This is a genomic window from Candidatus Pedobacter colombiensis (assembly GCA_029202485.1).
Classification (GTDB): Bacteria; Bacteroidota; Bacteroidia; order Sphingobacteriales; family Sphingobacteriaceae; genus Pedobacter; species Pedobacter colombiensis.
Genome location: CP119313.1, coordinates 5,092,124 through 5,104,557 on the forward strand (window position 1 = coordinate 5,092,124; position 12,434 = coordinate 5,104,557).

Below are 12,434 nucleotides of genomic sequence, written 5' to 3' on the forward strand. Positions count from 1 at the left end.
TTGACAGTAGCCCGGTCACCAGCCGGGCTTTGCTTTTTTAGATCAAACTATCGGTATATACGTATAGATATCTATCTGTTAATGTGCTTGTTTTTATACTTGCAAGTTGTGTTTTTGTGTCAGCCAAAAACCTACTTACCCTACCACAAGTGGGCGGTAAGGGATTGGCAAGGGGGGCTTCGGAGGTATCTCGATGGTGGTACTGCCAGTCTTATATTAGGGACATCATCTAGTTATAACACTATAGGCGTTGGAGAAACCTTTTCTTGGCAAAATGGCAAAACTGGTTACTTTAGCATTGGGCAAACTACCTTAATAGGTGAACCATATAGAGCAGATCAAATAGGAAATCCTAATTTTTCGAATCAATATCTTCATAACTTTGGACAACATTAAAATGAAATTAAAATTTAAAACGCATAAGCTAGTAGAATTTAATGCAGACGCTGTATACGATAAGACAATAAGATACTTGAAAGAGAAAAATTACAATGTCGTTAAGCAAACTGCGACTACTATCTCATTTAACGATCAAATTGTAAGTTGGAAATTGGTCCCAAACTACACCTACTATAGTAAAATAAATGAAGGTCAATTTGATCTTACTCGACAAAATGGACAGACGAATATATGCTTAACTTATCATTTGTCAATAACATTTGAGTTAATTCAGCTGTTAATAATAATATTTGCCAGTACCTATATGGGTTACAAAGTATTGCTTTTAGCTATCTTTTTTACTCTAAATTTTATTTTTAAAGTTCTAAATATTCATAATAATATTATTGAAAATCTACTAAAGATATAGATGATTAACCAGATTTCTCTTGCGGTAACTCGTGATTTAAGGATTAAACACCTTATGGTCTTTTATAGCCACTAGCTATCCATATAGTTGAAGTATTGGTAGTTATGGAGCAAAAGGATCTATTAGGCCTAGGCTATAACCAATGGGTGATAAAGAAGCACCGTTACAAGAAATTATAGAAACCTTTAAGAGTTATGAATTCGGAGGAACATGGACCGCTAGAGGGGGTGGTTATTCAGAGTTTCTAAGCCTAGATGAAACATTTGGATTTGGAGCCGCTCTGATGGGAATAATAATTTGTATAATGGTGGTACTTTCACCAAAGCAGCCACTGACGCAATTGGTAAAAGGATATTTGTTGCAGGAGCGCTTTATAGTGTTTACAGTATTTATAAAGATCCATCCGCTAGCAATATCGGGTGGAACATTGCAGATAATCTAATAGGCGCAGCTGGAATATGGATACCTGGAGCATAAAAAGTTCGATTTAAGATTTAAGGAATTTGAGTTTTTAAAAGGAAAACAAAATAATAAAAAACGAATCGCAATAGTTATTGCTGTGTTATTTTTTTCGATCGTTTTTAATGCCGCTATTACAATCTTTAGAAATATAATGAAAGGATAATTAATAGATCTCTCCCCCAATAATAAGGATGCTAATCAGGGGAATGGTCTTTAGCAATGGGGCGCAGAAGGTGACCCAAATAAACCCTCATTACCAGATATGAAGAATAACCCTCCCAATGTTCCAGGCTATACTCCACCCAAAAGTTGAGCTCGTAAGGCGCGAAATCCAAACGGCCGGGGAACGGGATGGCTTGACAGGAATGGGTAGCGAATTGCATTTGTAATTTAATTTCAAGCCCGCCCCACATCCCGGTTTGTTTTTTGCTCTCTAAAAGCTCCCTATAAGCCGTATAAAGCAAATCAATAGTGTTTTACCTGATTACCCTGCCCGTCTTATCTATGTTCGTTTTAAATGGATTTAAATACTCATCCACCAAAACGGCAAATTCACGGCGGGTAATGCTCCTATTTAAATCAAACTCATTTTTAAAATGATAGCTTGACTTCCATTTTTTCTGAACTTCGGCATTTGTATTTTCCGGCGCCTTGTTTCCAACCATGCAAATCATGTTCAATGCAGCCCCAACGGTTATGTTAACATCCTTATAGTCATCAAACCAAATTTGGGCTTTATAGTAAAACTCTTTTATAGGCTCTTTTACTTCGGCAGTAGAGACCGCTTGCTCCGGATAGAAATTGGCATCTCCATTTGTCAAAACAACCTTTAAGAATCCCGAAAGACCAATGAACTGAATTGACTTCCAATTGGGATCTCCCTGCTCAACATCCGCAAATGGTAATGTGGCCAACTTATGATTGATCAGTTCCTTTTGTATCTCCTTTAAGTCAGAAAGTGATGTTTTCGTTTTAAAAAACACCGCATAAGCTGCCGTAGCCCCAGCTGCCTGTCCACCGGCAAAACTTTCATTCCCCTGATTTAAGACAACCAGATTTTCCTGTTGAGGCAACAAAAAACTGTTAAGCAAGATGATATTCGCATTTGTATTATTCGTCAAATAACCCGAGCTAACACTTAACCGGTAAAGATTATTGCTATAACTTAATGGCTGCCACTGCTTAACTGCCCCACCCTTAAGTCCCAAAGCTTCATCTACATTTCCACTACCATCTGCATTAACAATCACCTCTGCTTTTATACTTCTTCCATCTTCCAGCAACACATTCCAGTTATTCCCGGACCTCTTTATCCGCGACCATTTTATATTCCTCAATACCGTTAAGTTCTTAATGCTGTCTGCCCAGGTTTTAAGTACCGAATTCGCGCTGGTTCCATCAATATATACCTTGCTTGTACTATCCTGAATTCCTTTAGCCAAACGCATCTTCTTTAAAAATTGAAACTCAAGACCAGAGCTGATATTTTTATCGGGCGGAGAGACAACCAGGTCCGCCCCTTGAATCAACATGGTGGTTTTTACCCCCGAAATTGCGGATTGAAATCCTGATCCAATAGCATTATTCCCATTCCCAATCACTAAAACCCCTGTTTTAATGGTTTGGGCAGTGGCAACCTGCGTAAATACCGAAATCACGAAAACAACAAACAATCCCTTTTTCATTTTGTATGTACTTATGTATATATTTAGTTAACGATCTGCAATATCGACAAATGATCTTACCCGCTTAAATTAGTCATGACACAAACTATCAATTCAATATTCGAAGCACAGCAAAAACATAAATATACGCTTAGAAACAGCAATGCAACACAAAGAATTGATAAATTAAAAACTTTAAAGGCTACTATAGAGAAATACGAAAAGGATATTTACGCCGCCCTGCAATCCGATTTGCGCAAAAGTCGTTTCGAAACTGCTGTAACAGAGCTGTTTTTTATTTACAGTGAGCTGGATTTCGCAATAAAGAATATCGGCAAATGGATGAAACCCAAACGCGCCGGAAAAAGTCTGGCAAGCTTAATGGCCAAAAATAGAATCTATTACGAACCTAAGGGCGCCTGCCTGATCATTTCCCCCTGGAATTACCCCTTTCAACTAATGATGAGCCCCCTTTTGTCTGCAATTGCCGCCGGGAATTGTGCCATCTTAAAACCCTCAGAGCTAAGTCCAGCGACAAGTAGTATCATTAGCAAAATCATCAAAGAATGTTTTGAAGAGCAGGAAATTTGCTGCTTTGAGGGCGATGCCACAGTATCAACAACCTTACTTAACCTCCCTTTTGATCATATATTTTTTACAGGAAGCACCGTAATCGGCAAAATTGTGATGGCAGCAGCAGCCAAACATTTAACCTCAGTTACACTCGAACTTGGAGGTAAATCACCTACCATAATAGACGAAAGCGCCAACCTCAAAAAAGCAGCAGAAAAAATCGCATGGGGAAAACTAGTCAATGCAGGTCAAACCTGCATCGCTCCCGACTATATTTTAATCCCGGAAAAGAGGCAGGGAGAATTTATCCTTGAATATGCCCATGCAGCTACCCAGTTGTTTTTTAACAGTAACCAGCAGATCAATGAAAATGCCTATGCAAAGATTATCAATGAAAAGCATTTCAACAGATTGATAAATTTAATGAATGAAGCAACCGAAAAAGGCGCCAAAATAGCATTTGGAGGAGGGAAAGACGAAGCCAGACAAACCATAAACCCAACAGTCCTTACTCAGGTCAACTTAGACTCGCGCATCATGAAAGAAGAGATCTTTGGCCCGATTTTGCCCATCATCACCTATCAAACACCCGACGAAGCCATCGGGCAAATAAACAGTCGCGATAAGCCTCTGGCGCTATATATTTTTAGCGAAAACGCCAAAAACATCGATCATATCATAAAAAACACTTCCGCCGGTGGCACCTGTGTTAACGATGTATTGATACACATTTCCAACTCCAAATTACCCTTTGGTGGAGTAAATAGCAGTGGAATGGGAAGCTGCCATGGTTTTTTCGGTTTCAAAACCTTCTCACATGAACGAGCAGTTGTCTTCCAGTCTGCAATGAACATGGGCAATATCGTTTACCCACCTTACGAAGGTAAATACGGCTTATTAAAATGGCTTAAAAAACTAATGTAAGCTTAGCCAACCCTTACCGAAGTCATCGTTAAAGAACCACCAACCGCTTTATCATTAAATAAAGAAACATCTTCATTAGCAGTTTGCAGACCTAAAGTATACATCAATGGCAAATAATGTTCAGGTGTAGGAATTGCAAGCATAGCCTCCCTCCCTAAATTCCTGTAATCTGCCAATTGCTGGTGCTCACGATTTAAAATCAGGCTTTTAAATTTATCGTTCATTTCCAGGGCCCAATCATAGCCCCCTCCATGAATCATTTCCCAACTCATCATCCTTAAGTTATGCACCATGTTGCCACTTCCTAAAATCAGAATGCCCTTTTTTCGGAGTTCGTACAACTCTTTCGCAAGGTTATAATGATATGCTGCATCCTGGGTATAATCTATACTCAGCTGCAAAACAGGTATGATTGCCTCCGGATACATATGCCTTACGACAGTCCATGCACCATGGTCAAGACCCCAATCGTGGTCTAGCCCCACCTCCGTGCTATGAATAAGTCCCGCAGTTTCCAAAGCTAAAGCGGGGCTGCCCGGAGCAGGATAGTTCACATCGAATAATGCTTTTGGAAAACCTCCAAAATCGTGGATAGTTCTCGGAAAATCCATTGCAGTGATATGTGTGCCCTTGGTAAACCAATGCGCAGAAATGACTAAAACAGCCTTTGGCTGTGGAATATCCTTTGCAACATCCGCCCATTTGGTACTAAACTCATTGTCTTCAATTCCATTCATTGGCGATCCATGACCAATAAACAAAACAGGCATTAAGATATCCTGATAAGGCAAATTGCTGGTAAAATTATTGAATTGAGATAAGGTCGACATAACGTTAAAAATCTATTAATTATAAGCCACAAAGTTATAACGAATTCCAGCCCTGATTGTTGACCTATGATAAGAAATACCAGCGCTAACATTTTAATACCGACTATTGAATAAAGTAGATTTAACTTAACTTAGCCGGGTAATTAAACTGACAATGAGGAATTATTTTACCCTAATGCTCTGCCTGTGCTTCATTTCGGCCTTTTCGGCAAAGCCAAAACACCAATACGTTAAAATAAAGACAGATCTGGGCGAATGCATCATCCAACTGTACAATGAAACTCCACAGCATCGCGACAATTTCCTTAAATTAACAGAAAAAGGAACTTACAACGGCACTTTATTTCATCGGGTAATCAAAGATTTTATGATCCAGGGTGGAGATCCTGACTCCAAAAATGCAGTTAAAGGCGCACTACTGGGTGAAGGAACCGTAGGCTACACCGTGCCCGCCGAGTTTCGTGATAGCCTTTTTCATAAAAAGGGTGTATTAGCCGCAGCAAGAGACGATAATCCGGAAAAAGCATCCAGTGGCAGTCAATTTTACCTGGTACAAGGTAAAAGATTTACAGACGAACAACTGGACGCCCTGGAGAAAAACCGCCTGAAATTTAAACTTCCGGAATGGCAAAGAGAAGTCTATAAAACACTGGGTGGCACGCCACATTTAGACAGAAACTATACCGTTTACGGAGAAATAGTGCAAGGTATAGACATGGTAGATAAAATTGCTATCCTGGAAACAGATGGCAACAACAGACCTGTAGCCGATGTAAAAATGACCATTACCATTTTAAAACGTCGGGAAGCAAAAAAACTCGAAAAAGAACTCACTAAACAAGAAAAAGCACATCGCAATGAAAATCATATCCTATAACGTCAATGGCATCCGCTCTGCCTCTACCAAGAACTTTTTCGGTTGGTTGCAAGAGACCAATGCCGACATGATCTGCCTGCAGGAAGTTAAAGCACTACCATCACAAATACCCGAAATCATTGGTTTAATAGAACAATTGGGCTATCATCACTACTGGTTCCCAGCCGAGAAGAAAGGATACAGTGGAGTTGCTATCCTCACTAAAATAAAACCAAACCATGTTGAATATGGTTGTGGTGAAGAATGGATTGATAAAGAAGGAAGAATTTTAAGAGCTGATTTCGATGAATTCTCCCTAATGAGCCTTTACATGCCTTCAGGATCCAGTGGCGATGAGCGCCAGGTTAAAAAGTATGAATTTATGCGATTCTTCGACACCTATATTGCTGACTTACGGAAAGAACACCCTAGCATGATCATTTCCGGTGATTACAACATCTGCCATACCGCGATTGACATTCATAACCCGAAATCAAATGCCAACTCTTCCGGCTTCCTGCCAGAAGAACGCGAATGGATGGAATTGTTCTTACACAACGGTTTTATAGACACTTTCAGGCACTTTAACAAAGACCCGCATCATTATACCTGGTGGAGTTTCAGAGCCAACTCAAGAGCAAAGAATCTGGGCTGGCGTATCGATTACCACCTGGCAACACAACCGATGTTGAACAAATTGAAAAATGTAACCATTCTGGCCGATGCCATTCATTCTGATCACTGTCCTGTTTTATTGGAATTAAACCCTTAGCCATGTCAGACCTACTCATTACCAATATCCGCTCATTAGTTGGTGTACACCCTGAGAACACACGCTTTTTAAGGGGAAACCAGATGCAAAACCTTCCGGCAATAGAAAATGCCTGGCTTTTATGTGAAGGAGAAGAAATAAAAGACTTTGGCCCTATGGACCAGCTACCGGAACATTTACCAAATTACATCGTGACGCACGATGCAAATGGTGGTTTTGTCTTCCCTTCATGGTGCGATTCTCATACACATATCGTCTTTGCCGCCTCAAGAGAAGAAGAGTTTGTCATGAAAATTGACGGCAAAAGCTATGAAGATATTGCAGCAGCAGGGGGTGGAATTTTAAATTCAGCAAGGAAGTTACAAGTCGCTTCAGCCGATGAATTGTATGATTCTGCAACACAACGCTTAACTGACATGATCAGACAAGGTACCGGAGCTGTAGAAATAAAAAGCGGCTATGGCCTTACAACAGACAGTGAATTAAAAATGCTGAGGGTTATCCGTAAGCTAAAAGAGAACTTTCCCATCCCTGTTAAAGCCTCTTTTCTAGCAGCACATGCTTATCCTCCGGCTTATAAAGACAACCACGAAGGTTATATCAAACTGATCATAGAAGAAATGCTTCCTAAAATAGCAGATGAAGGTCTTGCAGATTATATGGACGCATTTTGCGAACAGGGCTTTTTCTCTGTGGATGACACCGATAGATTGCTGCAAGCAGGAGCGAAATACGATTTAAAACCTAAGATCCATGCCAATCAGCTTTCGGTATCCGGCGGTGTACAGGTCGGTGTAAAACACCAGGCTATTTCTGTAGATCATTTGGAAGCTACTGATGATGCAGTCATTGAAAGCTTAACGGCAAGCAACACCATCGCAACCTTATTGCCTTCCTGCTCATTCTACATCAACATCCCCTTTGCCAATGCCAGAGGGCTGATCAATGCAAACATTCCTGTAGCTGTGGCAACTGATTATAACCCTGGCTCCACTCCTTCGGGAAACATGAACTTTGTGGTATCACTGGCCTGCATTAAACTACGAATGCGTCCCGAAGAAGCCATAAACGCAGCAACAATCAATGGAGCTGCAGCAATGGAATTGAGTTCAGCAATAGGCAGTATCGCCAAAGGCAAAAAGGCCAACCTGTTTATCACCAGACCAATGTCTTCCCTTGCATTTCTGCCTTATAGTTTTGGTCAGCCTCAAATAGAAACCATCGTATTAAACGGCAAAATAAGCTAATGAACGGCCTTAAAATATACAGTGCGGCAGAACTCACTTCCTTAACCAATCCGCGGGAAGGAGAGATTAAATTGGGCCAGAAAGTCCAATCTGTATCCGCATTAGATGAAATTGCGACCTCAACCGCTCAATTTGTGCTGCTCGGTATCCCCGAAGATATTGGTGTCCGGGCCAACCATGGTATTGCCGGGGCGGCCTCTGCCTGGCACCCAACCCTTAAAGCGCTCCTTAACATCCAAAGCACCCCCTTTTTTAAGGGTGATGAACTCTTGGTACTCGGCCACTTTACTTTCTCAACCCCATCCGAAGAAGGCATCCCCCATCTACAGCAAAAAGTAGAGGAGATCGATGCGCTGGTTTACCCGGTAATTCAAAAAATCGTTACCTCGGGCAAAATACCCATTGTAATTGGTGGAGGCCACAATAATGCCTACCCAATTATCAAAGGGACTTCAATGGCCTTAAATAGGCCAATTGATGTCATCAATATAGATGCCCATGCCGATTTAAGACCTACAACAGGAAGACATAGCGGTAATGGATTCAGTTACGCCATAAAAGATGACTTTTTAACGCGTTATGGCATATTTGGCCTCCACCAGAATTATAATAACAACGCGATACTCGAAACCATAGCTGCAAACCAACACATCTATCCGGTCTTTTTTGATGATCTTCTCAAAGGCGACCAGTCCGTCTTCACTGCCTGGGCTAACCTCCTTAAAAAAACAGGGACAACCACCGGGTTAGAGCTCGATCTGGACTGCATAGAGAATTTACTATCAAGCGCCATGACACCTTCAGGCTTCACTTTAAACGAAATCAGAAGACTAATATTGACCTCCACTAAAAAATTTACGTATTTACACATTTGCGAGGGCGCTGTTGCGCTAACTGACGGCAGATCGAGTCAGAGCACGCCAAAGACCATAACTTACCTTATAAGCGATTTTATCAAGTCACAAAAATAAATTCGATTTATATTTCTTACAGCCAGCACTCAATAGTCCTGAGGTTTCACTAAAAGCTTAAGATAATTACAGAAGACGGCCTTATTGTTTCAAACGGTCAGCCCGCATTTTTAGTAACTCAGCAGGGAAACCCACTCTAGTTAGGGTCTCAATTGCTTTGTTAACTTTTTTTACAATGTAAGGATCATTACTACGGTCTTTAAGTTTAGTAACAACCCTATCCCTGGCAGGATCAAAAGCAAACCTCTCTAATTGCGCTTGAAATGTTTCTTCCTTTTTCATATACAAATATATTTATTATTTACGTAAAGCCATAAAAGCCTCATAATTAACATTTTTCTCAAACGGATACCACTGATCCTTTATCAATCCATAAACTTCAAGAACTTTACTAATATCTTCCAGATTGGTCATTAATGCCATCTGATATAATCGTGTTCTTGTCGGAGTGCTACCTTCAGCAAAAATCAAAGCTCCAGGAACATAATTAACAAAATCAAGAACAGTAGCCGCAACAGTAGCTAATACTTTATCCCGATCACCATTATTTGATATAGAAAGGTCATCGAATTTACCTGTTGCATCATTCAAGTCTCCAAATCCTAGATTATAGAACTTTTGCCCATTTATTTCAACAGATGTGTATTCAACCGCTTTTTTCACGTTGCCTTTCAAACCAATGCTTTGGAATGTAAATCTCGTTAAGCGAGGATCAGTGATAAAGTCATACCGCTCTTTATTAATATCACAAAGATAATATAAATTATATTAATTAACCAAAACGTAAATTTTGTGACAAATAGTAGCATTTCGAGCTAAATTCCAATATTTTGGATTATCCTTTTCTTATCGCAACATCTCTTCAATGAATATCCTTCATTATCATAAAAAATACTTGAATTCTGGCGCAGGACGCGTATTAAAAGCAATCAAATCTTTTGGAGATATTAGATATATCGACACGAGATAATATTTTTTCGCCTTTAAAATGAATAAACTTTAGTTGGAGTAATGCAAAAATCTAGGCATATGTCATGTTCATTCACATCACTGATCTGCTCAACCGGATCAAAAAAGCACAAACCGACTTTTTTTGTCACTATATTTTGTAAAAACCGATCATAAAAGCCCTTACCATAGCCTACACGATAACCCCGTAAATCAAAAGCTAACATTGGAATAAGTACCATATCCACAACTCCAGTGTGCAATTCCCCTTGCGCAGGCTCAAGAATATTGTATAAGTTCTTAATCAATCCCTCCTTGCCCTTGTATACATAATTAACCATCAAGGCTGTATCAAAGTCAGCCTTAGGCACAATTATTTTTATAGCTGGATGATGCAGGCTTAACCAATCAATAAAAAGGAAAGTATCCGGTTCCTTTTTCTCGGTAATCGGCAAAAACAGATGAATGGTACTTACAGCAGATAGGTCAAGCGAAGAGAATTGCACTAGTAATCGTTCACTATAATCTTCAATTTGGGCCTCAGAAAGCCATTTTCGCTGTACTGCGGCGACTTTTCTTATCTCTGCTTTTGTCATTAAAACAAACTTACATAACAATTACAAGTCCTGCAACATACTCCAAATCCTGAATCTAGCATTTTTATGGTTCAAGCTTTACACCCAAAGAAAAATTAATATTGTGCTGAAGAGGCCTAAGAAATTTTTGCCCTTCTTCTGGGCAAAATCTCACTGATTATTTGGGTGGATTTTGATACTCGACTCCCCGAGTAACGCACCCTTTTTTATGCATTCTTCCTTTTAAATAAATAATCTGTAAGAATGTATGTATTTAAAAAGGCACGAAATATACTTTTAACATGATCAGCACCCAGGGAACAAGTGTAAACAGAAATGCCCACAAAAGTTTTTTATTGACATTTTGCTTTCCGCGCGTAATAATCAATAAAGCAATGATGAGACTTCCTACATACAATAAGGAACTGGAAATATTCAAAAATAGTTAGTACTGCAGCGCCATATCAGCCAGCTCCCGGCTGTTGTAGATAGCACCATAAAAAATTCCCTGAAAAAATACTTTGAAGCCGACAAAGGGCATACATGTCAAAAAAACAAGATGGATTGCATCGAATATTCCAATTACAATTAAGAGCACTTTTGCTAAATTTTTCATATTAATCAGGACAGTCTTTAGATAATGTATTTAGTGGTTTTCTGCTTCACAGGACGTCCTTCGATCTGCTTTGAAAGTCCGTCCATAAACCATCCGCAGCGGCAAATGGGATACCAAAAGCCCACTGCATGAATTGCCCGTCCCAGCTTTTGAGATCATCAATTTCCAATTTTTGTAAGTTGCAACTTTCCCGTTTTTTTGGACGCTAAGATTACATTTGTCGAACTTATTGTTACCTCATAAATCTCAGTTTTAGAATCTATATAGGTTTTTAAAGCTGGCATCAATTTAACCAAAAGAGTTGATTTTTTAGCCAGTAGATTGGCAACCGGAATAGAAACCGTATAATAACCTATAAAATCTACCACAACATGGCCAGTGTGAAGTCCTTCATATAATCTTAAATCTGAAAGACCACTTTTATCTGTTAAGAAGAAGAACAAAGGCTTTTGATTGTTATCCTTGAAACCAACATTTGCCTGCATTGCCGCCCCGGTTTTATCTTCGATCTTCACGGAAAGCAAACCAGTTGCTGAAGGTTGTGAATAAGAATTGAGTTGATAATAAGAACTATCTCCGTTTATGGTCGCTAAGTATTTGAGGGTTAACCTATGGTTTTCCAAGGTATAAGTTCCCGTTCCTATGGTTTTTATTCCCATATCACCTGTTGATATGGAATCAGTAAACTTTCCATTTTCAAATGTCAATTTCCTACTTCCTTGAAAAGCGTTATCTACGACAGCGTATTTTCCGTTCAGATTTTGAGCGTTACAATAGCTGAAGCTAGCTAGCAGTAGCGCCAAAATTTTTAATACTTTCATACTAACATCCTCCGCTTTTACCTTTTTTTAGCATGCTATAGCCATTTCGATCTATTCCTTGCTGCAAAAGAACAATCCAGAAGATAAGGATTGATGAGATTTTTAGAGCGTCAATTTTTGAGATCATATTAATTTGGTTAGTATGCCAAGGTAGTGAGTTTCAAATAAAAAAATACAAAATTGTACTTTTTATAAATCTTTTTTGTTGTATTAATTGGCAAGGTCTTTAACATGTCTTTCCAGTACCCCAAACCTTTTAAGCGTTCCTTCCGCATACTAACCTTTTCCCACCATTGTTTTCATTTTATATGCGATTCCAGCCTCAGAAGCATAATATGATTTTTCAAAAGCAAAAAATCCCCATAAA

13 protein-coding genes are annotated in these 12,434 nt (G+C 39.4%); 6 read left to right on the top strand and 7 right to left on the bottom strand.

The genetic code is table 11. The annotated features are described in order from the left end of the window. Positions 1-950 precede the first annotated feature (950 nt). Entirely contained in the window at positions 951-1,250 is a 300-nt protein-coding gene (locus tag P0Y49_21195) for a hypothetical protein (protein WEK19295.1), read from the top strand. A gap of 496 nt (positions 1,251-1,746) precedes the next feature. Here the strand turns inward: P0Y49_21195 and P0Y49_21200 are convergent, their stop codons facing one another. Beyond that, positions 1,747-2,955: a hypothetical protein gene (locus P0Y49_21200; GenBank protein WEK19296.1), complete on the bottom strand. Its 1,209-nt coding sequence runs from the start codon at positions 2,953-2,955 to the stop codon at positions 1,747-1,749. A 75-nt stretch (positions 2,956-3,030) separates the two neighbouring features. Here P0Y49_21200 and P0Y49_21205 point away from each other — a divergent pair, with 75 nt between their 5' ends. Continuing rightward, on the top strand, positions 3,031-4,431 hold the full coding sequence (locus P0Y49_21205) for an aldehyde dehydrogenase family protein (GenBank protein WEK19297.1): 1,401 nt from the start codon (positions 3,031-3,033) through the stop codon (positions 4,429-4,431). Positions 4,432-4,433: 2 nt separating this feature from the next. Here the strand turns inward: P0Y49_21205 and ygiD are convergent, their stop codons facing one another. Further along, positions 4,434-5,261, bottom strand: coding sequence for a 4,5-DOPA dioxygenase extradiol (ygiD, locus tag P0Y49_21210; protein ID WEK19298.1), 828 nt, complete (start codon positions 5,259-5,261; stop codon positions 4,434-4,436). A gap of 154 nt (positions 5,262-5,415) precedes the next feature. On the opposite strand from ygiD, the gene P0Y49_21215 reads away from it, so the two are divergent. From P0Y49_21215 to P0Y49_21230, 4 genes are read left to right on the top strand one after another with little or no spacing between them, the layout of a single operon-like run. Beyond that, complete coding sequence (locus P0Y49_21215) at positions 5,416-6,138, top strand: peptidylprolyl isomerase (GenBank protein ID WEK19299.1); 723 nt, start codon at positions 5,416-5,418, stop codon at positions 6,136-6,138. Further along, the gene (locus P0Y49_21220) at positions 6,119-6,889 is read left to right on the top strand and encodes an exodeoxyribonuclease III (GenBank protein ID WEK19300.1); all 771 of its coding nucleotides are present in this window, start codon (positions 6,119-6,121) and stop codon (positions 6,887-6,889) included. Before P0Y49_21215 ends, P0Y49_21220 begins: the two co-directional genes overlap by 20 nt. A gap of 2 nt (positions 6,890-6,891) precedes the next feature. Beyond that, positions 6,892-8,136 carry an imidazolonepropionase gene (gene hutI, locus P0Y49_21225; GenBank protein ID WEK19301.1) on the top strand — a complete coding sequence of 415 codons (1,245 nt, stop codon included), beginning with the start codon at positions 6,892-6,894 and terminating at the stop codon, positions 8,134-8,136. Further along, positions 8,136-9,107: a formimidoylglutamase gene (locus P0Y49_21230; GenBank protein ID WEK19302.1), complete on the top strand. Its 972-nt coding sequence runs from the start codon at positions 8,136-8,138 to the stop codon at positions 9,105-9,107. Before hutI ends, P0Y49_21230 begins: the two co-directional genes overlap by 1 nt. An 81-nt stretch (positions 9,108-9,188) precedes the next feature. Here the strand turns inward: P0Y49_21230 and P0Y49_21235 are convergent, their stop codons facing one another. From P0Y49_21235 to P0Y49_21255, 5 genes are all read right to left on the bottom strand, one after another. Next, complete coding sequence (locus P0Y49_21235) at positions 9,189-9,389, bottom strand: hypothetical protein (GenBank protein WEK19303.1); 201 nt, start codon at positions 9,387-9,389, stop codon at positions 9,189-9,191. 15 nt (positions 9,390-9,404) lie between these two features. After that, positions 9,405-9,782 (bottom strand): hypothetical protein, encoded by a 378-nt coding sequence (locus P0Y49_21240; GenBank protein WEK19304.1) that lies wholly within the window; start codon positions 9,780-9,782, stop codon positions 9,405-9,407. Positions 9,783-10,090: 308 nt separating this feature from the next. Next, positions 10,091-10,651, bottom strand: coding sequence for a 5-formyltetrahydrofolate cyclo-ligase (locus P0Y49_21245; GenBank protein ID WEK19305.1), 561 nt, complete (start codon positions 10,649-10,651; stop codon positions 10,091-10,093). A gap of 424 nt (positions 10,652-11,075) precedes the next feature. Next, on the bottom strand, positions 11,076-11,246 hold the full coding sequence (locus P0Y49_21250) for a hypothetical protein (GenBank protein ID WEK19306.1): 171 nt from the start codon (positions 11,244-11,246) through the stop codon (positions 11,076-11,078). 158 nt (positions 11,247-11,404) lie between these two features. Then, a complete protein-coding gene (locus tag P0Y49_21255; GenBank protein WEK19307.1) occupies positions 11,405-12,067 on the bottom strand; it encodes a hypothetical protein in 663 nt (220 codons plus the stop codon). Positions 12,068-12,434: the final 367 nt, after the last annotated feature.

Bases quoted from the DNA above. Each gene is read 5' to 3' on its own strand.
- P0Y49_21200 (WEK19296.1), bottom strand. From the start codon at position 2,955: ATGAAAAAGGGATTGTTTGTTGTTTTCGTGATTTCGGTATTTACGCAG.
- P0Y49_21195 (WEK19295.1), top strand. From the start codon at position 951: ATGGGTGATAAAGAAGCACCGTTACAAGAAATTATAGAAACCTTTAAG.
- P0Y49_21205 (WEK19297.1), top strand. From the start codon at position 3,031: ATGACACAAACTATCAATTCAATATTCGAAGCACAGCAAAAACATAAA.
- P0Y49_21245 (WEK19305.1), bottom strand. From the start codon at position 10,651: ATGACAAAAGCAGAGATAAGAAAAGTCGCCGCAGTACAGCGAAAATGG.
- P0Y49_21215 (WEK19299.1), top strand. From the start codon at position 5,416: ATGAGGAATTATTTTACCCTAATGCTCTGCCTGTGCTTCATTTCGGCC.
- P0Y49_21235 (WEK19303.1), bottom strand. From the start codon at position 9,389: ATGAAAAAGGAAGAAACATTTCAAGCGCAATTAGAGAGGTTTGCTTTT.
- P0Y49_21230 (WEK19302.1), top strand. From the start codon at position 8,136: ATGAACGGCCTTAAAATATACAGTGCGGCAGAACTCACTTCCTTAACC.
- P0Y49_21255 (WEK19307.1), bottom strand. From the start codon at position 12,067: ATGAAAGTATTAAAAATTTTGGCGCTACTGCTAGCTAGCTTCAGCTAT.
- P0Y49_21220 (WEK19300.1), top strand. From the start codon at position 6,119: ATGAAAATCATATCCTATAACGTCAATGGCATCCGCTCTGCCTCTACC.
- hutI (WEK19301.1), top strand. From the start codon at position 6,892: ATGTCAGACCTACTCATTACCAATATCCGCTCATTAGTTGGTGTACAC.
- P0Y49_21250 (WEK19306.1), bottom strand. From the start codon at position 11,246: ATGAAAAATTTAGCAAAAGTGCTCTTAATTGTAATTGGAATATTCGAT.
- ygiD (WEK19298.1), bottom strand. From the start codon at position 5,261: ATGTCGACCTTATCTCAATTCAATAATTTTACCAGCAATTTGCCTTAT.